Annotated in this window: 15 protein-coding genes and 1 pseudogene; 13 read left to right on the top strand and 3 right to left on the bottom strand. The window is 35.0% G+C overall.

Annotated features, from left to right (window positions below; genetic code table 11):
• Positions 1 to 11: 11 nt before the first annotated feature.
• On the top strand, positions 12 to 1,163 hold the full coding sequence (locus F596_RS0101955) for a hypothetical protein (protein ID WP_019035659.1): 1,152 nt from the start codon (positions 12 to 14) through the stop codon (positions 1,161 to 1,163).
• A gap of 224 nt (positions 1,164 to 1,387) precedes the next feature.
• Here the strand turns inward: F596_RS0101955 and uvrA are convergent, their stop codons facing one another.
• Positions 1,388 to 4,225 (bottom strand): excinuclease ABC subunit UvrA, encoded by a 2,838-nt coding sequence (gene uvrA, locus F596_RS0101950; RefSeq protein ID WP_019035658.1) that lies wholly within the window; start codon positions 4,223 to 4,225, stop codon positions 1,388 to 1,390.
• A gap of 351 nt (positions 4,226 to 4,576) precedes the next feature.
• Here uvrA and F596_RS0101945 point away from each other — a divergent pair, with 351 nt between their 5' ends.
• Both F596_RS0101945 and F596_RS0101940 read left to right on the top strand, forming a co-directional pair.
• Positions 4,577 to 5,023, top strand: coding sequence for a type I restriction enzyme HsdR N-terminal domain-containing protein (locus F596_RS0101945; protein ID WP_019035657.1), 447 nt, complete (start codon positions 4,577 to 4,579; stop codon positions 5,021 to 5,023).
• A gap of 73 nt (positions 5,024 to 5,096) precedes the next feature.
• Entirely contained in the window at positions 5,097 to 5,933 is an 837-nt protein-coding gene (locus F596_RS0101940; RefSeq protein WP_019035656.1) for a DnaJ domain-containing protein, read from the top strand.
• A gap of 242 nt (positions 5,934 to 6,175) precedes the next feature.
• On the opposite strand, the gene F596_RS0101935 is transcribed toward F596_RS0101940, so the two are convergent.
• Both F596_RS0101935 and F596_RS0101930 read right to left on the bottom strand, forming a co-directional pair.
• On the bottom strand, positions 6,176 to 7,516 hold the full coding sequence (locus F596_RS0101935) for a YihY/virulence factor BrkB family protein (RefSeq protein WP_019035655.1): 1,341 nt from the start codon (positions 7,514 to 7,516) through the stop codon (positions 6,176 to 6,178).
• A 38-nt stretch (positions 7,517 to 7,554) separates the two neighbouring features.
• Positions 7,555 to 8,826 carry a DUF3078 domain-containing protein gene (locus tag F596_RS0101930; protein ID WP_008450149.1) on the bottom strand — a complete coding sequence of 424 codons (1,272 nt, stop codon included), beginning with the start codon at positions 8,824 to 8,826 and terminating at the stop codon, positions 7,555 to 7,557.
• Positions 8,827 to 9,118: 292 nt separating this feature from the next.
• Between F596_RS0101930 and pyrG the strand changes: the two genes are divergently transcribed.
• From pyrG to F596_RS0101880, 10 genes and pseudogenes are all read left to right on the top strand, one after another.
• A complete protein-coding gene (gene pyrG, locus F596_RS0101925) occupies positions 9,119 to 10,723 on the top strand; it encodes a CTP synthase (protein WP_008450146.1) in 1,605 nt (534 codons plus the stop codon).
• Positions 10,724 to 10,728: 5 nt separating this feature from the next.
• Entirely contained in the window at positions 10,729 to 12,654 is a 1,926-nt protein-coding gene (gene yidC / locus F596_RS0101920) for a membrane protein insertase YidC (RefSeq protein ID WP_019035654.1), read from the top strand.
• A gap of 26 nt (positions 12,655 to 12,680) precedes the next feature.
• The gene (gene dpp5 / locus F596_RS0101915; RefSeq protein ID WP_019035653.1) at positions 12,681 to 14,846 is read left to right on the top strand and encodes a dipeptidyl-peptidase Dpp5; all 2,166 of its coding nucleotides are present in this window, start codon (positions 12,681 to 12,683) and stop codon (positions 14,844 to 14,846) included.
• A 51-nt stretch (positions 14,847 to 14,897) separates the two neighbouring features.
• On the top strand, positions 14,898 to 16,523 hold the full coding sequence (locus F596_RS0101910) for an MFS transporter (protein WP_019035652.1): 1,626 nt from the start codon (positions 14,898 to 14,900) through the stop codon (positions 16,521 to 16,523).
• Positions 16,524 to 16,795: 272 nt separating this feature from the next.
• Entirely contained in the window at positions 16,796 to 17,680 is an 885-nt protein-coding gene (gene dapA, locus F596_RS0101905; protein ID WP_019035651.1) for a 4-hydroxy-tetrahydrodipicolinate synthase, read from the top strand.
• A gap of 345 nt (positions 17,681 to 18,025) precedes the next feature.
• Positions 18,026 to 19,783 carry an acyltransferase family protein gene (locus F596_RS0101900; RefSeq protein ID WP_019035650.1) on the top strand — a complete coding sequence of 586 codons (1,758 nt, stop codon included), beginning with the start codon at positions 18,026 to 18,028 and terminating at the stop codon, positions 19,781 to 19,783.
• 133 nt (positions 19,784 to 19,916) lie between these two features.
• Entirely contained in the window at positions 19,917 to 20,963 is a 1,047-nt protein-coding gene (locus tag F596_RS10750; protein WP_019035649.1) for an acyltransferase family protein, read from the top strand.
• On the top strand, positions 20,956 to 22,068 hold the full coding sequence (locus F596_RS0101890) for a DegT/DnrJ/EryC1/StrS family aminotransferase (protein ID WP_019035648.1): 1,113 nt from the start codon (positions 20,956 to 20,958) through the stop codon (positions 22,066 to 22,068). Before F596_RS10750 ends, F596_RS0101890 begins: the two co-directional genes overlap by 8 nt.
• Positions 22,069 to 22,218: 150 nt before the next feature.
• Positions 22,219 to 22,908 (top strand): WbqC family protein, encoded by a 690-nt coding sequence (locus F596_RS0101885; RefSeq protein ID WP_019035647.1) that lies wholly within the window; start codon positions 22,219 to 22,221, stop codon positions 22,906 to 22,908.
• 143 nt (positions 22,909 to 23,051) lie between these two features.
• Positions 23,052 to 23,219, top strand: a pseudogene (locus tag F596_RS0101880) (ATP-grasp domain-containing protein); the annotation flags it as partial.
• Positions 23,220 to 23,317 lie beyond the last annotated feature (98 nt).

The raw sequence follows: 23,317 nt of genomic DNA, 5'->3' as shown, positions 1-23,317 counted from the left end.
TTTTTAAATCAATGAAAATTCCAGATATCTTTAATGATATTCGCCCTTTTGAGCCAGAGGAGTTGCCTGCTGTGTACGATAGGTTGCTTGCTAACCAACAGTTTAGGGCTGTTTTAAGTTTTTTATATCCAGATGTACCTTTGGAAGTGATAGCACAACAGATGCGAGCTTGCAAGACTAATTTAGACTTTCAGTTAGCTTTTTGTTATAAGTTTTTGAAAGAATTGCTTGCTAAGCAAAGTACTGGTTGCGATATGGATATATCAGAGATTTCTAATAAGGAGTGTTATACTTTTATGAGTAACCACCGTGATATAGTGCTCGATTCAGCTTTATTAGATATGTTGCTCATAGAAAAGAAATTTTCTACTACTTGCGAAATAGCTATTGGAGATAATTTGCTTAGTATTCCATGGGTACTCGACATAGTACGTGTTAATAAAAGCTTTATAGTAAAGCGTGGGTTATTGGCTCGTGAGCGTTTAGCCTTTAGTCATACGCTGTCTGCCTATATGCATTTTGCTATAAAAGAGAAACATGAAAATTTATGGATAGCACAACGTGAAGGTCGCTCAAAGGACTCTAAAGATAGAACACAACGTTCTATTCTTAAAATGTTAACTCTCGCAGGAGAGGGTAGTGCTTTAGACAGGCTTAAATCTTTACGCATATCGCCATTAGCTATTTCATACGAATATGATCCTTGCGATTATCTTAAAGCTGCAGAGTATCAGGCACGGCGAGATAACATTAATTGGGAAAAAGGTCCTATGGACGATGTTATAAGTATGCGTACTGGTATAATGGGATATAAAGGTAAGATTCATTTGCATGCAGCTTGCTGTATTAACGATTACCTTGATTCTTTAAAAAAGGTAGAAATGAACAATTCTGAGCTACTTGACACTGTAGCATTGCATATAGACAAAGAGATATATCGTAATTATAAATTGTTTCCAAATAACTATATTGCCTTAGACCTGCTAAATGGTAGCGAGGATTATAAGGATTATTATACCTTAGAAGAGGAGCGTAAGTTTGAGCAATACCTTAATAACCAGCTTAATAAGATAGAGATACCTAATCGCGATGAGGAGTTTTTAACTAAACGTATGCTTGAGATGTATGCTAACCCGGCTAAGAACTATTTAGACTCTATTTAGTAAACTGCTTTTTATTACTTCTGTTTTTTTATTTTATATATAAAAGTTGTTGTGCTATTTATGTTACAAAACAACATTTATAAGTAAAAAACGAGGGTGTGCCAAAAATGGTATACCCTCTTTCTTTATAAGCTATAATCTTGTTAATGTATGTTTTTTTATATACTACAACTTACCTGTTGTTTTTTTCTTAGTAGTATTTTATACTAAGCATCTGTTACTTTTTATAATACTTCTTTTAAGTATTTACCCGTCAAACTTGCATTACATTTTACGATTTCTTCAGGTGTTCCTTCTGCAATGATACTTCCCCCGTTATCACCTCCTTCAGGTCCCATGTCTATAATGTGGTCAGCACATTTTATTACGTCTAAATTGTGTTCTATAACGATTATGGAATGGCCACGTTCTATTAGTGCATAAAAAGCCGAAAGTAAGCGTTTAATATCATGGAAGTGTAAGCCTGTAGTAGGTTCATCAAAAATAAATAAGGTAGGCTCTATTTGTTCTTGTCCTATGAAATAAGCTAATTTCACGCGTTGGTTCTCTCCACCGGATAATGTAGAGGAACTTTGTCCCATTTTTATATATCCTAATCCGACATCTTCTAAAGGTTTTAATCGTTTAACAACCGACTTATTTTTATTTTTTGTAAAAAAGGAAATAGCCTCCGATACGGTCATTTCTAAGATATCGTATATGTTTTTTCCATTATATTTTATTTCTAAAATTTCTTTTTTGAAGCGTTTGCCGTGGCATGTTTCACATTTTAGTGTTAAGTCTGCCATGAATTGCATCTCTACTGTTGTTACTCCTGCTCCTTTACACTCTTCACATCTTCCTCCTTCAGCATTAAAAGAAAAGAATTGTGGCGTATAACCCATCTGTTTTGATAGTTTCTGATCTGCATATATTTTACGAATTTCATCGTAAGCTTTCACATATGTAGCAGGATTAGAGCGAGTGCTTTTCCCTATAGGGTTTTGGTCGACGAGCTCTACATGCTTTATTTTTTTCCAATCTCCTTCCATGCTTGAGTATTCGCCAGGCATATCAGCAACTTCGTCTAACTTACGTTTTAGCGCAGGGTAAAGAATTCCTTTTATAAGTGAAGATTTTCCGCTACCACTTACTCCGGTAATAGCTGTAAAAATGTTAAGAGGAATCTTTACGTCAACGCCTTTAAGATTGTTCATACGCGCACCTTTTATGTTTATGTATAAATTCCATGGGCGTCGTGTAGATGGAACTTCTATCTTCTCATTATGAGTAAGATATTCAATGGTATGCGATAGTGGATATTTCTTTAAAAGTTTGTTTATAGCATCTTTGTCATTTAGCTTACTGTCTAACGCTTTCATGTTGCCTTCAAACACTATTTTTCCTCCCAAGTTGCCTGCATCAGGTCCCATGTCTATCAGATAATCGGCTGCTCTCATTATTTCTTCATCATGTTCTACTACTATTACCGTGTTACCACTTTTTTGTAATTCTTTAAGAACATAGATAAGGCGTTCGGTGTCTCTGCTATGAAGTCCGATAGAGGGTTCATCTAAAATATAAAGAGAGCCTACTAAAGGCGAGCCTAATGAGGTGGCAAGATTAATGCGCTGACTTTCCCCTCCGCTTAATGTGTTAGATTGCCTGTTAAGGGTAAGGTATCCCAACCCTACGTCTATGAGAAATTGTAGCCTATTAATTATTTCCACCAACAGACGTTTACTTATATTTTTCTCATTATTAGGCAGCTCTAAATTGTCAAACCACTTTTTTAGTTTTATAATGGGCATGTTTATTAAGTCGGTTATGGCTTTATCTGCTATTTTCACCCATGATGCTTCTTTTTTTAAGCGGTTTCCGTTGCAGTCAGGGCAAGTAGTTCTCCCTCTATACCTACTCAACATTACACGATACTGTATCTTGTACTGATTTTCTTTCAGCATTTGAAAAAAGGCATTAATGCAAAATTTGTCATGAATGTCCATGTTTTTTTCGCAAGGTAGTCCTTTCCAAAGCTGGTCTTTCTGCTTTTGTGTTAGCTTATGATACGGCTTAAATATAGGGAAATCGTCTTTTGCAGCACGGCGGCAAAATTCTTCTTTCCATTGTTTCATCTTATCGCCATGCCAGCATTGCACGCAGCCATCGTATACAGAGAGTGTGGAGTCAGGAACCACTAACCTTTCGTCTATTCCGATAACACTACCAAACCCTTCACATGTAGGGCAAGCTCCTATAGGCGAGTTAAAAGAAAACATATTATCATTAGGCTCATCGAAAATAATGCCATCTGCTTCAAAGCGTATAGAGAAATTGTAAATGGTTTTTGAAGGTAAAAAGAGTAATAATAGCTCTCCGTGCCCTTCAAAAAATGCTGTTTCGCAAGAGTCTGTAAGTCGAGAGATATTATCTTTTGTACCATCTAAAGAGAGGCGATCTATTACAAGATAAACATCTTTTTCATTTATATTCTTATCGTGAGACTTTTCTAAATAGTCATCTATTCTTATAAAGTCGCCATCTATATAAATGCGGTTATAGCCTTCTTGCATATTCATTTCTAACTGTTGTGTAAAAGTCCTATCTTCGGCTATATGTATAGGTGTTAAAATGCAGAATTTAGTCCCTTCTGGATATTCTTTTACCTTTTCTATTACATCTTCTATAGAGTTGTGTTTTACCTCTTTTCCGCTAATAGGACTATATGTGTGCCCTATCCTTGAAAAAAGCAAGCGTAAGTATTCATATATCTCGGTAGAGGTCCCTACAGTAGACCGAGTATTCCTTGAGATAACCTTCTGCTCTATAGCTATAGCAGGAGGTAATCCTTTAATAAAATCGACATTAGGTTTTGCCATTCTGCCAAGAAACTGCCTCGCGTATGCTGATAAGCTTTCTACGTATCTGCGTTGTCCTTCTGCATATAATGTATCAAAAGCTAAAGACGATTTTCCTGAACCTGATACTCCTGTGATAACTATAAATTTTTCTTGTGGTAATTTTACATTTATGTTTTTTAGGTTGTTTACCTTTGCACCCTTTACCTCTATATATTTCTGCATAAAAAGATTTTGAAATCCTGTATTTAGCCCACTGTTTTTTTGTGTGAGTGATATGAATATTGTTTATGAAAAACAAAAGTACAAAAAAAGCGCAACATGACAAAATAGTTATTATGTCCTTGCAATATATTAAAAATCATTATTTTATAGTTTTACTAATGTTGTTTGCTTTTAGGTTTTTAAGGTATGAGATATTTGTTTTTCATTATAGCTCTATACTTTAAAAGGGAAATTTGTTAGCACTTTACAGAAAATATGTACCTTTGTTAGTGGATAAACTATGCAATATGTTTTAAGCATTAAGTATGCTTACTGTGTTTGTGCTATATCATAAAAATATAATAAAAGGCAATGAAAGCAAACTTTTTATATAAGGATCTCTCTATAAAAGAACACAATGGGCGACGTTATGTTTTAGATATACTTCGTCGGAAATATATAGCATTAACACCTGAGGAATGGGTACGACAAAGTTTTATACGTTTTGTCGTTGAAAAGAAAAATTATCCTCAAGCACTTTTAGCTAATGAAATTAGCCTTAGCTTAGGTAATAAAAAGTTGAGAGCCGATAGTGTTTTATACGATAAAATGTTAAAGCCCCGTATGATAATAGAGTATAAAGCTCCTAAAATATCTATCACTCAAAGGGTTTTTGATCAGATTTTTAGTTATAATATCCTTCTTTCTGTGCCATATATTATAGTGACTAATGGAATAGAAATATATGTTTGCAAGCTTAATGAAAAGGAGAAAAGATATATGTTTTTAGATGATATACCATATTATGAAGAGTTGTAGAGAAATTATATTAAAACATTATTGGCACATTTATTGCAAAAGACTTATTTTAAAAACAATAAATATATAGATAATGGCTAAGAGAAAATGGATAGGTGCAGCACTTGGCTGGATACTTTCAGGTGGTAATATATTAGGAGCTTTGGCAGGTTACTGTATCGGTAGCCTGTTAGCAGATGCAGCAAAAGGGGCAGACGGCAAAGTTAATAATAGCGGTTATGACGGAGAATCGTCGGCAGAAAATTATAGAGAAACATCTTTTGAAGAGATGCGTAACTCTTTTCTCTTTTCCCTGCTTGTGTTATCTTCTTATGTCATTAAGGCAGATTCTAAGGTTATGCATTCTGAAATGGAATATGTTCGTAAGTTCCTTCGTTATAATTTTGGTGATGAAGCTGTTTTGCAAGGCGAGATTATTCTTAAACGTCTTTTAAAAAAAATGGATAATGAAGGTATGCTTGCTTTTAAGAATGTTATTCATAGAAGTTGCATGGAAATATCTTTTAACATGAGTGAAGAGCAGCGTCTTCAGCTTCTCGATTATCTTATAATGATAGCTAAAGCAGACGGAACGGTGTCTTTTCAAGAAGTAGAGGTATTAAAGGATATAGCCCTTCATCTTCATCTTAGCGTGCAAGATGTTGAATCTATGCTAAATATGGGGTATTCATACGAGGGAAAGCAAAAATATTCATCTTCGAAAGCGGATCTTAATGTATATTATAAGATATTAGGAATATCACCTTCGGCAACGGATAAAGAGGTAAAAGACGCTTACCGCAAAATGGCTCTTAGGCATCACCCAGACCGTGTGGCATCGCTTGGTGAGGATATAAGGAAAGCCGCAGAAGCTAAATTTCAAGAGATAAACGCAGCTAAAGAAGCTATATATAAAGCAAGAAATATATAGTATATGGGCGTCTTTTATGTTTAGGAAGGGGAAAAGATGTCTATACACCGGAAAACTTATGCGTCTTTGTAAGAAAAAGGTTTGCTTTCTTTATGGTAAAAATCATGTATAGAAAAGAAAAATAATCTATTTTTAACTCAAAAATAGGTTAAAAATGGATTAAAAATAACTTATTTTTAATCTTTAAGTATGTTTCTCTTTTCTGAAAAATCTTATTTTTAAGAATGTAGAAGATGGCTTTTTTAATAGTCTTTTTTGTTAGTTAATTTGGTAACAGCTATATTGTCAATAGACTTTATATAGTTGTCGAAGTGTTTGTTAAGTAATGTTTCTTCGTTATCATTGATATGTAAGCTTGTGTTACTTTTGCGTTGGCGTGCCTTTGCTCCAAGTAGCGAACGAATGATAAAGCCCATTGTAAGTTTGGAAGAGTCGTGGTTAAGCGTAAATACTTCTATATTGTTTTCACTAAGGGTTTTGGTTATTAGTTTTGCTTTTATAAGGTCGTTAATAGAGCGCATAATCTGTGTATAAGTATAGCTTGTTAGTTGTTGTAGCAATTGAGCGTCAGTAGGTCCTTCCGCGTTCATTTGTCTACGCCCCATAATGCTCATTATAACGCAGGCTTTACGTAGCTTTTCTCGTGGGCTATCCTTACGCATCTCGCCGATATATCTTCCGTCTGTAAGCTCCTGATTAGCTCGTCCTAACTCAGCAAAGCCTATACAGATATACCATGAAAGCTGTAGCCATAACATAAGTAGTGGTAAGGCAGCTAAAGAGCCATAAATGAGATTGTAACTTGCAAAAAACACTTGGCAATGTATATAGATACTTTGTATAATAATAATGCTGAATGCAGCCATTAAAGCAGGAATAAATATCATAGATACACGCACTTTAGTGTTAGGTAAGAGCGTGTACATAGATATGAAGAGAAGGGTTAGTATAGATAGAGGTAGCATAAAGCTGATAAGCTCTTGCAAGATAGGCGTGAGAAGTTGGAACTCTGGAAGATGTCCTATTACAGATTGAAAGAAAATGCTAAGCCCGGAAAGTAAGATTAATGTAAGAGGCAGGAATATCAGTATAGACACATAATCGGTAATAGCCCTACCCATGCTACGTTCTTTCTTTACTCCCCAAATGCCATTAAAGACAGCTTCTATGTTGTTAAAGAGCGATATTACAGAATATAGCATCCATACTAAGCTAATGCCAAGGATAACACCAGTATGGGTATAGTTGATATACGATTTTGCTAAGTTTAATACTACTTTAGCAGTATTAGGCTGATTAGCAAAGAGCTGTCTACACCATTCTACGATATAGTCCTCAAATCCGAACCCACGTGCGATAGCTAAGATAGCAGCAAACATAGGTACAAGTGCCATCAGGGTGTTGTATGTTAATTGTGCAGCATATCCCCAATGGCGTTCTACGAAAAGTCCGTTAAACACAAGATATAGCCTTTGAGCTATATATATTAAAGGATTATCCTTAAAACGTACATAGGAATGTCTCCATATTTGGCGTTTAAAGAAGAAGATTAGTTTATTGATAGTTATAGCTTTTTTTGCCATTATATATTTGTATGTCTTGTGGTTATTTTACTGATTGATTAAAAGTTATATTGAAATCCGATGGAAGCATATTCCTTAAACTGCCAAAAGCCATGATTATTATCACGAGCCACACCGTCGTCGAAGCGCGGATATATAAATAGCTGTGTAGAAATATATCTGTTGAATTTGAATGAAATGAGGTTTTCCCATTCTATTTCTGTACGTGAATAAGTGGTATATCCGTAAAGGCGAGTACGCCATAAAAGCATTTCGAGTATTTTCCAGTCTAACTGTATATTAAATTCAGAACCTATATCGTTAAGAACATGTTTGTTTGTCCCTATTCCTAAACGTGATGAGAGGTCTAAAAGTCTGGTATATTTCATGTTGTATGCCAAAGGCGCTATATGTATGTTTCCTTTTAAATGATGATTAGCCCAGTCTATGGAATAGTCCATACCGAGAGATAAATTTAAGTTGAATGGTGCAAGAAAGTCTGAATATACTTTAGGGTCGTTGGCTTTATATGAGTGTGCAAACTGCGTGTTGGCAATGATCTGCACAGAGTAATACCAACGCTTTGTAGCTTGTAATCCGAATTTTGATGTAAGACGTATAAGGTCGTTTGTAGTTTTTACTCTGTGTAAGGAGTCTGACCGTGTGCTTTGAATGCCGAAACGCATTTCAAGAAAATTATCCCACTTTATTTTTTGTTTGTTATTATAGTTGGCTTGCATACTTATAGCTCCCAAGGCAGAATAGTTGCTTTCACCTCCTTGAAACCAATTGTCGGTAACAATGTTCTGCATCATCTGTAAAGAATAATCGCCTTTGAAAGCCCAGAAATTAGGCTTCTTTATCATGACTTTTATGGGGGCTGCTATAGGCTCTGGAGTTTTCTCCTCTGCTTTTTTTACTATTTCAGCATCATGATGAATAGTAACCCTAAGATTGTCAATAGTGTTAATATCTTTTGTTAGCTTAGTAGAGGAGTTTTCTACGAGATAAGGGCGTTGTAAGTAAATATTAAGCAGTGTGTTGTCAAAGCTGGAGAGTGTGTTATTTGGTGCAAACGACTTATGTATAATGTCGTGGTAAAAAGTAGTAGGCATAAATAGCCTCACTTCTTTATATTTTATTTTATCTTTAGGCGATAAGCTAAAGTTTTTACTATATAATATTGTGTCCCTTTTTGCTTGTAGAGAGTCGATGTATTGTAGGTAAATGTCTTTAGTAGGGGTTTTTATAGGTGCAGTAGTAGTGGCTTGTGCGAAGCCATATAATAAGATTAAGAAAAGGAAAGTTATAGCTGTTAGAAAACGTTTCATGTTGACTTTGAAATATTTTGATTAAAATAAAAAGAATCTCTTGTTTGCAAAATTACAATTCTTTTTTAATCTATGCTATATAAAAGGCATGTAAAAAGATATAATTTATATAGGTAGTAATGACTGTTTAGAAGTTATTTTCTTGTGAAATAGCTTTATTTGTTTTGTTGTAATGTTTTCTTTTGTGAGAAAAATATAGATATGAAACGATTAATACACATATTTTTGTATCTTTGCACTTTAGTTTGGGGCAATTATGCCTTTATACTTATAAACTTAAAAAATATCTATCGTGGCTGAAACAAAGTATATTTTCGTAACAGGTGGTGTTGTTTCTTCTTTAGGGAAGGGAATTATATCTTCGTCAATAGGTAAGCTCCTACAGGCAAGAGGCTATAATATTACAATTCAAAAGTTTGATCCATATATCAATATCGATCCCGGAACATTAAATCCTTATGAGCATGGAGAGTGTTATGTAACCGTTGATGGTATGGAGACAGATCTTGACTTAGGGCACTATGAGAGATTTACCGATATTAAAACGACTAAGGCTAACTCGATGACAACGGGTAGAATCTATAAAAGTGTTATAGATAAGGAGCGTCGTGGCGATTATTTAGGTAAGACCATTCAGGTGGTACCTCATATCACAGATGAGATAAAGCGTAACATAAAGATGTTAGGCAAGAAGAAGCATTACGATTTTGTTATTACAGAGATAGGAGGTACTATTGGCGATATAGAGTCGGCACCTTTCTTAGAAGCTATTAGGCAGATGAAATGGGAGCTTGGTAAGAGAGCCATAAACCTACATTTAACATACGTACCTTATCTTAAAGCAGCAGGAGAGCTTAAAACAAAGCCTACACAGCATAGTGTAAAAGAGCTGCAAAGTGTAGGTATACAGCCTGATATACTTATTCTTCGCACCGAGTTACACCTTGACGAGTCTCTTAGAAAGAAGGTGGCAGCTTTTTGTAATGTCGATTTAGACTGTGTCGTTCAGAGCGAAGATTTGCCAAGTATATATGAAGTGCCTTTAAAGATGTTAGAGGAAGGGCTTGATGTGGCTATATTACGTAAGTGTGGTGAGCCTATAGGACCTACACCAGAGTTAGGTCCATGGAAAGCCTTTCTTGAGCGTAGGCGTAAGGCAAAGAAAGAAGTACATATAGGGTTGGTAGGCAAATACGATTTACAAGATGCTTATAAGAGCATTCGTGAAGGGCTTTTGCAAGCAGGTACTTATAATGATTATAAGACTGTGCTTACTTTTATCAATTCCGAAGAGCTTACCCAAGATAATGTAGCAGAGCATCTGAAGGGGCAAGATGGTATAGTGATATGTCCTGGTTTTGGGCAGCGAGGAGTTGAAGGAAAGATAGTTGCAGCTCATTATACCCGTACTCATGATATTCCTACTTTTGGTATATGTTTAGGTATGCAGATGATGGTTATAGAGTTTGCACGTAATGTTTTAGGTTATAAGGACGCTAACTCACGTGAGATGGACGAGAAGACCAAGCATAATGTAATAGACATTATGGAAGAGCAAAAGAACATAACCAGTATGGGAGGTACAATGCGTTTAGGGGCTTATGAATGTGTTTTGAAACAAGGTTCGCGTACATTTAATATATATAAGCAAGAATACATACAGGAACGTCATCGCCATCGTTACGAATTTAATAGCGATTATATAAAGGAATATGAGCGTAACGGCATGAACTGTGTAGGAAAAAATCCTGAGAGCGAATTAGTGGAAATAGTGGAAATACCAAGTTTGAAGTGGTATATAGGTACACAGTTTCACCCAGAATATCAGTCTACAGTGCTAAACCCGCACCCTCTTTTTGTAGATTTTGTAAAAACAGCAATTGAAAATAAGAAATAAGAATAATGGATAAAAACACTATTACAGGCTTTGTCCTAATGGCGTTAGTGCTTTTTGGCTTTGCTTGGTGGCAACAGCCTTCAAAAGAACAGATAGCACAACAGAGAAAACAATTTGTAGCCGACTCTATAGCTACTGCTAAAAAAGCACAAAAGGATAAAGAAGATAGCTTTAAGGCAGAGCAAGTAAAGCAAGCTGTAGCTTTAGACACAACAAAGCTTTTTTATGAAGCGTTGAAAGGAAAAAAGCAGGATATAGTCTTAAAAAATAACAATGTGGCTCTTACGTTAAGCAGCAAGGGAGGTGTTGTTACAAAGGCTATTATAAAAAACTATGTAGGGCATAATATAGCTGTTAAGGATGGATCAAAGGATTTGCCGTATGTAACCCTTTTTGATAGTAATGATCAGAGTCTTAACTTTGCTTTAGCAGCAAAGGCTAATAATATAGAGACAAAAGATCTTTATTTTACTCCTACTAATCAGACCGATTCTACTGTAACTTTTACAGCAAATGCAGCACAGGGAAAATCATTGACATTAACTTATAAGTTAGGTAAAGACTATCTGTTGCATCTTAGCGTTAAGGCGCAGGGCGTAGAAGGGTTATTTAGTCCTACTAATAATCAGATGGAGGTAGAGTGGCTTGATAAGGTGCGGCAGCAGGAGCGTGGCTTTTCTTTTGAAAATCGCTATGCAACGCTTACGTATAAGAAGAGCGAAGGAGGTACAAGTTACCTAAGTGAGGGGGCTGAAAAAGAAGAAACTACAGAGGAAGCTACAGACTGGGTAGCTTTTAAAAATCAGTTCTTTTCGGCTGTTATGATTTCTAAAGACAACTTCTCTTCAGGTGCTAAGCTAAAGAGTGTGCCACAAGATAAATCTTCTGGCTATCTAAAGCAGTATGAAGCTAATATGAAAACAGCTTTCGATCCCAGTGGAAAGAAGCCTTCAGAGTTTGAGTTTTATTTTGGACCAAACGACTTTCGTAAGCTGCAAGCAGTAGAGGCAGAGAGCACTTTTGGTAAAAATCTTGAGATGCAACGTTTGGTTTACTTAGGCTGGCCACTATTCCGTATCATTAATCGTTGGTTTACTATATACGTGTTCGATTTTCTGAGCAAGCTGTTCCCTATGGGTATAGTATTAATACTAATTACTTTGCTGCTTAAGGCCATTACTTATCCTATGGTAAAAAAGAGCTATATGAGCTCTGCAAAGATGCGCGTATTAAAGCCAAAACTCGATGAGGCTACTAAGCAGTATAATGGTAAAGAAGATCAGATGAAGAAGCAGCAGGCTATGATGCAGATGTATTCAGAGTATGGTGTTAGCCCGCTCTCGGGCTGTTTGCCAATGCTTATACAAGCACCTATATGGATAGCTATGTTCAACTTTGTTCCTAATGCTATACAGCTGCGTGGTGAAAGCTTCTTATGGATGAAGGACTTAAGCACGTATGACCCAATTGTAGAGTGGGGGCATAATGTTTGGTTGATAGGCGATCATATCTCGCTTACTTGTATTTTATTCTGTGCAGCTAACTTGCTTTATTCTTGGTTTACTATGCAGCAACAGAAAGACCAGATGGTAGGCTCGCAAGGCGATCAGATGAAGATGATGCAATATATGATGCTATTTATGCCACTGTTCTTCTTCTTTGTTTTTAATGATTACTCTTCAGGATTAAATTTCTATTATTTTGTTTCACTATTCTTCTCTGCAGCTATTATGTGGGCTCTTCGTAAGACTACAAATGAAGAAAAGCTGTTAGCTTATTTGGAAAACAGAAGGAAAGAGAACAAAAATAATCCTAAGAAGAAGATGGGCGGCTTAGCTGCTCGTATGCAAGCCTTGCAGGAGCTTCAGGCAAAAAAGCAGGAAGATATTAGGCGTAGGCAAGAGGAACTTAATAAAAGAAAAAAATATTAATATCTAATCTGATATTTTTCTATGTTATGAATAAAGGAGTAATAATTGCTATGACTGCGGCTTTATTATCAGGAGGAAGTATGGCTAAAGCGCAAAATGTTAATATAGGAAGGAGCGAAATATCTCTTTCGAGTAATGTGATGACACCAGAAGTGTTATGGGCAATGGGCAGGATTACCTCTGCCCAGTCGTCGCCAAATGGTAGACAAGTGGTGTATCAGGTAGGTTATTATAGTGTGAAGGAAAATAAGGGGCATCAAGTTATCCGTGTAATGGATGCCGATGGAAAGAATGACCGCTTATTAACAAAGTTGTCAAGCAACGAGACTGACCCTATATGGATAGATAATAACACTATAGCTTATCTTTCTAAAGGGCAGTTGTGGGTGATGAGTGCTAATGGTGATAATAGGAAGCAGTTGTCCCATTCTTCTATTGATATAGAAGGTTTTAAGTTTTCACCTGACCGAAAGCATGTAGTTCTTCTAAAAAGCATACCCTATTATGGTACGATAAAAAAGAATCCTGCTGACCTTCCTAAAGCCTCTGGTATGGTAATAACAGATATGAACTATCGACACTGGGACCATTATGTGCAGACTAATACACACCCTTTCTTATCTGAAGTAAGTGATAAGGGAGTATCTGAGGGTATAGATATTATGGAAGGTGAGCCTTTTGAGAGCCCTTTAGCACCTTTTGGAGGCATAGAGCAGATAGCTTGGAGCAAGGACTCAAAGAAGATAGCTTATACTTCTCGCAAGCGTGAAGGTGTTAAGTATGCAATATCTACAGATGCGGATATATATTTATATGATATTGCTACTAAAAACACTGTAAATCTTTGCAAGCCAGTAGGGTATAAAGAGCCGGAGATAGATGCTACAAAGAGTATGCGCGCCCAAAAAGTAAACAGCCAAAGTGGCGATATGCAGGTGGGTTATGATGTTAATCCTCAGTTTTCGCCAGATGGTAGATATATTGCTTGGCAGAGCATGAAGAATAATGGTTATGAGAGCGATCGTAATCGTCTTTGCGTAATGGAGTTGGCTACAGGAAAGAAAGTTTATGTTACAGAGAAGTTCGATTCTAATGTAGATGGTTTTACATGGGCTGCTAATTCTAAAGACTTGTACTTTTATGGTTGCTGGCATGCATGTGTAAACCTTTATCAAACCAATTTGAAAGGTGAAGTTAAGCAGCTTACCACAGGTCAGCACGATTATACAAGTGTGGCTCTTTTAGGTGATGCTGGAAAGAAGCTTTTGGCAATAAGGCAGAGTATGTCTGCACCAGCAGATATATATGTAGTAACTCCTTCTAAAAAGGAAAAGGCAAGTGTGCAAACACAGATAAGTTTTGAAAACAAACATATCCTTGATCAGCTTGCAAAAGCTAATGTAACTGATCGTTGGGTTAAAACTTCTGACGGTAAGGATATGCAGGTATGGGTAATCACTCCTCCTAATTTTGATGCAAGTAAAAAGTATCCTACATTATTATATTGTGAGGGGGGACCGCAGAGCCCTGTATCTCAGTTTTGGAGCTATCGTTGGAATTTTCAGATGATGGCAGCAAATGGGTATGTTATAATTGCGCCTAACAGGCGTGGCTTGCCGGGATATGGCAGCAAATGGAATGAAGAGATTTCAGGCGATTGGACAGGTCAGTGTATGAGCGACTATTTATCTGCCATAGACGATGCCGCAGCACATTTGCCTTATGTGGATAAAGATCGTCTTGGAGCTGTAGGTGCTTCTTTTGGAGGCTTCTCCGTTTATTATTTAGCGGGTCATCATAATAAACGCTTTAAGTGTTTTATCTCGCATGATGGTGCTTTTAATCTTGAGAGTATGTATACCGATACAGAGGAAGTCTGGTTTAGCAATTGGGAGTATGATGATGCTTATTGGAATAAGGATCGTACAGAAGCTGCAAGAAGAACATACGAGAACAGTCCTCACCTAAGTGTGGATAAGTGGGATACACCTATACTTTGCATTCATGGAGAAAAGGATTATCGTATAAATGCTAATCAGGGTATGGGGGCTTTTAATGCTGCCCGCTTGCGTGGTATACCAGCCGAATTACTACTTTTCCCTGATGAAAATCATTGGGTGTTGAAGCCACAGAACGGCATATTATGGCAACGTACTTTTAAGAATTGGCTTGATAGATGGTTAAAGAAGTAAAAAGAGAAACAAAACAGAATATTAATATAGACAACTAATAAAAAGATAAATATGTCAGATCCAAACCAAAAAACAACACTTAGAGATTCTGCTGGAATCCGTTGGACAGCACTTCTTCTTTTAGCACTTGCTATGTTTTGTGCTTATATTTTTGTAGACATCTTGTCGCCTATAAAAGACTTAATGGAGAGCCAGCGCGGCTGGAGCTCTAAAGCATTTGGAACTATGCAGGGGTCAGAAACTTTTCTTAATGTTTTTGTGTTTTTCCTTATTTTTGCAGGTATTATACTTGATAAGATGGGGGTACGTTTCACTGCATTGCTTTCAGGCTTGGTAATGCTTTGTGGTGCATGTATAAAATATTATGCTATAAGTGAAGGGTTTAAAGGTAGTGGCTTAGACCACTGGTTTACAGCTAATCTTAACTATATACCTGTTTTCGACCAACTTGGAGTGTCGCCTTTTTATGAAGGAATGCCCGCATCGGCAAAGGTTTCTTCTATAGGTTTTATGCTTTTCGGTTGTGGAACAGAGATGGCAGGTATTACAGTTTCACGAGGTATAGTGAAATGGTTTAAAGGTAGAGAAATGGCTTTAGCCATGGGTTCAGAAATGGCATTGGCTCGTTTAGGCGTTGCTACTTGTATGATCTTTTCTCCTTTCTTTGCAAAGTTTGGTGGAAACATTGATGTATCTCGTTCGGTAGCCTTTGGTGTAGTGCTTATTTGCATTGCTTTGATGATGTTTGTTGTTTACTTCTTTATGGATAAGAAGCTCGATAGTCAGACTGGTGAGGCAGAAGAACAAGACGATCCCTTTAAGCTCAGCGATCTTGGTAAGATATTAAGCTCTATGGGCTTTTGGTTAGTATCATTACTTTGTGTGCTTTACTATTCTGCTATCTTCCCATTCCAGAAGTATGCTGTAAATATGCTTCAGTGTAATCTTACTTTTAAGCCAGTGCCAGCAGACTCGTTTTGGGCTTCCAGTACGGTAACCTTTGTGCAATATGGCTTGATGTTAGTTATTGCTGCTACAGCTTTTATGTTCAATTTTATGAAAAATAAGAGTGTGAAGTATGGTGTTCTTTGTCTTTCTGTATGCTCTTTAGTGGCATATTGCTATATGGGGTATATGCGACAGTCTGCAGAAACAATATTTGCCGTGTTCCCATTGTTAGCAGTTGGTATAACTCCTATACTTGGTAGCTATGTAGACCATAAGGGTAAGGCTGCCTCTATGCTTGTGTTAGGCTCTGTATTGTTAATAGCTTGTCATCTTACATTTGCTTTTGTGCTTCCTATGTTTAGGGGTAATGATGTAGGTGGCGTTATAGTAGCTTATCTGACAATACTTGTTCTTGGAGCTTCTTTCTCACTTGTACCTGCTTCTTTATGGCCATCTGTTCCTAAGCTGGTAGATGCTAAGATTATAGGTTCGGCATATGCTTTGATCTTTTGGATACAGAACATAGGTTTATGGTTAATACCTTTGCTCATAGGTAATGTTCTCGATGCTACTAACGTGGGCATTACAGATCCTACAAAGCTCAATTATACTGCTCCTTTACTTATGTTAGCCGGGCTTGGAGTAGCAGCTTTAGTTATTGGATTGTTCTTAAAAGTGGTAGACAAGAAGAAGCATTTAGGTCTTGAAGAACCAAATATAAAAGCGTAAGCGCGCTTTTAAGTGTATAAAAAGTTAAGGGTATTTCCTTTGAGAGGAGATACCCTTTTAATGTTTTAAAAAGGCATTAGTATAACTGAAAGATTGCTTTTTAGCTGTTATTATGCTTGATATTAATATATAAATAAATATTGAAAACTTTGGACATCTAATTATTAATTGTTACATTTGCATATATAAGTTGGGACGGCAGATGATGGTCTTTAGGCTTATATTTACAAGCATTTATTATATAAAGAGATACTTCTAAAAACATAAAACGTATGCAAAACATATTTCGAGGATTAGGTATAGCTCTTATTACACCTTTTAAGAAAGATGGAAGTGTGGATTATAAAACTTTAAAAAGTTTGGTAGATTACCAGATAGGTAACGGAGCCGACTTTATAGTTATCCTTGCAACAACAGGTGAAACGCCATGCTTGGAAAAGGAAGAGAAAGACGAAATTACTAAAACAGTCATAGACGTAGTAAAAGGGCGTGTACCTATATTGAAATATTGTGGAGGAAACAATACCGCGGCAGTTGTACGTGAAATAAAAGAGTCTGATTGGTCAGGGGTAGATGGCATATTAAGTATTTGTCCTTATTATAATAAGCCGAGTCAGAGAGGAATGTATGAACATTTTAAAGAAATAGCAAATGCAAGCAAATTGCCCATAGTGCTTTATAATGTACCAGGAAGAACAGGTATTAATATGACGGCAGAAACAACTATAAGGATAGCTAATAGCTTCTCTAATGTGGTAGCTATCAAGGAGGCTTCAGGTAGCTTAGAGCAAGTAGATGAAATTATAAAATATAAGCCAGATAACTTTGAAGTTCTCAGTGGCGATGATGCTCTTACTTTCCCTATGATAGTGAGCGGAGCAGTGGGGGTTATATCTGTTATAGGTAATGCTTTGCCTAAGGAGTTTTCGCGTATGATACGTTTAGAGCTTAATGGTGAGTTTGAGGCAGCTCGTGCTATACATCATAAGTTTACCGAGCTTTATAAGCTACTTTTCGTAGATGGAAATCCTGCAGGTTGTAAAGCTTTATTAAACGATATGGGAATGATAGAGAATATACTTCGTTTACCATTAGTACCTACCCGTATAGAGACAAAGCAAAAGATGAATGACATTTTAAAAGGTCTGAGGCTGTAAGTGATGTACGGGCAATATTGTTTTTATGGGTGATAAAAAGCGATAAAAAGGCTAACTCTTTGAAATATATTTAATACCTTTGTGAACAGTTAAAATAGAAATCTAACTAAAAGTATTCTGCGGGGCATTGTATATATAGCCTCAAAAGTGGAGTTTTTTATTGAATAGGGATATGCTTTTTATATATACTTTCTTTGTTTAATACATAAGAAAGAAGGGAAGATGTGCCTATAAGTCAATAAGAAAAACCATTTTAAGTTATCTCCCTGCGTTTAGTTATGAATAAAGCTTAATTTATAAAAGGTCTTATAATATAATATTTAGTTTTCTTATAATAAAAATATAATGGATAACCGTTTTCAGTTTTTTGATGTTATAAAAGGAATAGCTATTTTAGGTGTAGTCTTATTTCATATAGGTTTGCTTAATTATGGTTACTTAGGAGTGGATGTGTTTTTAGTTATTAGCGGCTATTTAACAACTATAAGTCTTCTAAAATATAAGTCAATGAATGGGTCGAACTATTCTAATTTTATAAAGAGAAGGATAACAAGACTTGCCCCTATGTCATTAATAGCAATAGCAATATCATTATTTATTTGCTATTTTGTTATGGTACCTGCCGACTTTAAGCTATGTAGTGAAATGGTTGTAGGTAGTAGTATCTTTATGGGTAATGTAGTGCAATATATTACAAGTAGAGATTATTGGGACTCAATAAATGATTTTAAGCCATTAATGCACCTTTGGTATGTTGGATTAATCTTCCAGTTTTATATTTTATTTCCTATAATATTTATAGTTAAAAATAGTAAAAATCGGGGGGGGCGAATGCTGGAGTTATTTCTTTGGATAATATTTATAGCCTCTATAGCTTTTTATCTTATACCTATAGGAGAAGATGAGATAGATACTTCTGTAAAATTTTATTTATTACCAGCAAGGTTATTTGAGTTTGTAGCAGGGAGCATAGTGGCTTTTAATTATAGAAGGGATAAGGCTTGTAATAGTTTAACAAAATATGTTTTATTGATATTAATAGCGTTAATATTAATAATATCGATTAATTTTGAAATAGATGCAAAGAAAATACGCCTTATAATAGCAGTGGCCTTAACTACAGGTTTATTGATATTAAAGGAAAGAGATAAAAGGTTATTAGAAAGCTATAAGCTGCCTGCAATAGCAAAATTAGGAGTTGCCAGTTATAGTATATATATTTTTCATCAAGTTATTATAGCATTATATAGATATATAGTAAATTACGATTTTAGCATAACAGAATATTTCGGACTATTCTTTATGTCCATCATAATAGGATTGGTATGTTATAAGTATATAGAGAAGCCATTATCTGACATTGCGCACACTAAAAAGGGAAGTAATTATGTCATCATTTTTTCTATAGTGTTAGCAATAATGTTGATAGCAGCAGGAGCTTATGTGTATAATAAGAAAGGTGTGATGAGAGATGTTCCTCAGCTTAACATATATAAAAATGATCCTTCAAGCTGGGAGCAACAAGGATATAACGAACGTATAAATAAGTTTAATAAAGATTTCCCAGTTAATGGTAGGAAAAATATTTTAGTTTTTGGCGATTCTTATGGACGCGATTGGATTAATATAATGTTAGAAAGCAATATAGATACCACAAAATATAATATATCTTATCATGGAATAGATGTAGATAGTAGTGCTATAGCAAGAGCTAAAAAGGCTAATGTTATTTTTGTAGCAAACTCTAATGAGCTAAAAGTGTTTTATTATATGTTGCCATATTTCTATGATAAAAAGTTTTGGCGCGTTGGTTATAAAAAGTATTATTCGTCTATTGGTCCAATGTATAATAATATATTTAGAGATAAAAATTATTATAAGAGGCATGTTGTAGAGCCTGAAAGAAGTAGGGAAATAAATGATATAGAAAGAAAATTATATAGAAGTAGATATATAGATATGATGGGTGTGTTAAAAAACAAAGATGGCGAAATAACCGTATTTACACCAAATCATAAGTTTATATCCCACGATGGCTTACATCTTACAAAAGAAGGTGCCAAATATTATGCAAAAAAGCTCAATGTTAAGAAATATTTGTGAGAAGATTAGTAAAAAGATAATATAAAAGACGGTTTAATTAAATGAAAGTGCAAGTACCCCCCCCAGTTCTGTTACAGATAGTTATGTAAAACATGAGAGAAGTTCTAATTTGGAGCTATATAGGATAATAGTGATGTTGCTTATAGTAATGCATCATTATGTTGTAAATTCTGGCTTAGTACACGTTATGGAGGAGTATCCAACAGCTATAAAAAGTATATATTTATATATCACTGGAGCATGGGGCAAAACAGGTATAAACTGTTTCGTACTTATAACAGGCTATTTTATGTGTAAATCGCATATAACGTTACATAAGTTTTTAAAGCTAATACTACAAATAGAGTTTTATAGTATTATAATAGGAGGTATCTTTCTGATTACGGGATATTCTACTTTTTCTTTGCGAGGATTAATAGATATTGTAAACCCTATCGGTAGTATAAGTAAGGATTTCTCTGCTTGCTTTATAATATTTTTTCTTTTCATTCCTTTTCTAAATGCATGTATTAATAATATAAGCCAGCGACAACATTTAGCTTTATTATCATTATGTATTTTTACATATACTATATTAGGAACAGTGCCTTTTATAAATGTGGAATTCAACTATATTACATGGTTTTCAGTATTATATGTAATAGCTTCATATATAAGAAAATATAAGATGCCGTATAGTGATAATTTTAGGGTATGGACTATAGCAACAATGGCTTTAATAGTGATTTCTGTTGTGAGCATGCTTTTTATTCTTTATTTATATAGCACATTGGGTAAGTCTGCAACTATGGGGTTTGTAATTTTCTTTGTTTCTGAAACTAATAAGGCTTTAGCTCTTGCAGTAAGTATATGTTCCTTTATGATGTTTAAAAATTTACCATTAAAACATAGTCGTGTCATAAACACTATAGCTTCTTGTACGTTTGGTGTGTTGCTAATACACGCCGCTTCTCGTGATATGCGTCGTTGGCTATGGCATGATGTATGTAATAATGTAGGAATGTATCATCAAAGCGGCATTTATATTCATGCTATAGTAATACCTATTATAGTGTTTTGTTCTTGTGCTTTAATAGATTATATCAGACAAAAGACAATAGAGAAAGCTTTGATTAATATTGTTTTTAATATAATATCACATAACAGGATTTTGACAAAATATTTAAAAATAAATGGATGAAAAATTGATTACAGTAACGTCACCACTATTACCAAAACTTGAAGATTTTAATCTTATGCTTAAAGATATTTGGGATAGTAAGTGGATAACTAATAACGGCTTGTTTCATCAACGTTTAGAGGACGCTTTATGCGAATATCTGAAAGTGCCTTATATTAGCTTGTTTACCAATGGTACGTTGCCGCTTATTACAGCTTTACAAGCATTGCATATTACAGGCGAGGTAATTACCACTCCTTATAGTTTTGTAGCCACTACCCATGCTTTATGGTGGAATGGTATTAAGCCGGTGTTTGTAGATATAGACCCACATACAGGCAACATTGATCCTAACAAGATAGAAGCTGCCATTACTCCACGTACTACAGCCATATTACCAGTGCATGTTTATGGAAAGCCTTGCGATGTAGAAGCCATTCAGAGTATAGCCGACAAGTATGGCTTAAAAGTGATTTATGATGCTGCACATGCCTTTGGTGTAGAGGTGAATGGTGAGAGTCTTATAAATGCAGGAGATGTTGCAACACTCAGCTTTCATGCCACAAAAGTATATAATACTATAGAGGGAGGAGCTATGGTAATGCATGATGCCAAGCTGAAAAAACGCATTGATTATCTAAAGAATTTTGGTTTTGCAGGCGAAACGGAGGTTGTGGCTCCGGGCATTAATAGTAAGATGGACGAGATGCGCTCTGCTTATGGCTTGCTTAATCTGCAACAGGTAGATGCAGCCATTGCTGCTCGCAGAGAGGTAGCAGTAGCTTATCGCGAAGCGTTAAGAGACGTAGAAGGAATAACGTTTTGGGACGATATGCCAAAGGTGAAGCACAACTATTCTTATTTCCCCATTTTTATAGATGCTGCGCTGTATGGTATGACTCGAGATGAGCTATACCTTAAACTAAAGCAACATAATATTCTTGCCCGTCGCTACTTTTATCCGCTAATAAGCAGTTTTTCTACCTATCGAGGTTTAGAGAGTGCCTCTGCAGACAACTTACCAATAGCTACTCATCTTGCAAACACTGTTATATGTTTGCCTATGCATCATGCATTATCACAAGAAGATGTACAAAGGGTTATTCGGGTTATTAAAACCTTTTAAAGGAAATTGTAAAAAAATGAAGTAAAATAGTTGATAGAATATTAACAAGATATTGTAACAAAAAGCAGGAATAATAAATATCTGGCTGCTAAAAAGTAAAATAATATCTATGTAATATTCTTATTTGTGAAATATTTAATAAAAAATAATATGAAATTGGGAATTATGCAGCCTTATTTTATGCCTTACATAGGGTATTGGCAGTTAATAAAAGCGGTAGATAAATATGTTATTTTTGATGATGTTAATTATATAAAAAAAGGATGGATTAATCGTAATAACATTTTAGTTAATGGTAATAAAAAGTTATTTACCATATCTTTGCACAATGCAAGCCAAAATAAACTGATTAAAGAGATTTCTATTGCTGACGATTTCAAAAGGTTAGACAAAACTATAATAATGGCATATTCTAAGGCACCTTATTTTATACCTGTTAATGAATTGCTTCATGAAATTTATGCTTATCCAAAAGATAATCTTGCCTTGTTTGTAGCAAATAGTATAAAAAGGGTTGTTGAATACTTAGAAATAAAAACAGAGCTTATATTATCATCTAAATTAAAAAAAGATATTTTTTTGAAAGGGCAAGATAAAATTTTAGCAATCTGTAGAGAGTTAAAAGCTGATACATATATTAATGCAATTGGTGGAAAAGAACTTTACGAAAAACAAAAATTTAAAGAAAAAGGTTTGAATTTGTTTTTTTTGGAACCTATAATTACTGAATATAAGCAGTTAAATTGTGAGTTTGTGAGAGGACTTTCAATGATAGATATCATGATGTTTAATTCTCCAGAACAAATTAGGGAAATGTTATCAAGTTTTGAATTATTATGAAATTAGCTATTATAGGTGCTTCTATAGGATAATATCCTTTATGCTTGAAAGCAAGGGAATTGGGTGTAGAAAGGGTTATAGAAGTAGTAAAAGGTAGATGGAGTATAAGAATTATTTAAGACATAGTTATAAAAAAAAAAGGAATGAAACAAAAAAGACTGATGCTGTTGGGTGGATCAATCTACCTGCTCCCTGTTATAAAAGAAGCTCATAATATGGGTATATATGTTATAACAGCCGATTATTTACCCAATAATATAGCTCATAAATATTCTGATGAATATTGTAATGTTAGTATTATAGATAAAGAAGAAACCCGTTGGCGGAATTAAAATAATAGATAAATTTATATGAAAGAAAAGTTGTACATACAAGAATTTATTTGTAACTTAGTATTGCTCAATACATT

Origin of the sequence: Prevotella amnii DSM 23384 = JCM 14753 (assembly GCF_000378745.1) — a bacterium.
In the GTDB taxonomy this organism is placed as follows: domain Bacteria; phylum Bacteroidota; class Bacteroidia; order Bacteroidales; family Bacteroidaceae; genus Prevotella; species Prevotella amnii.
Note: the sequence above shows the minus strand (reverse complement) of the source record. Positions and strands in the feature narration are given on the sequence as shown.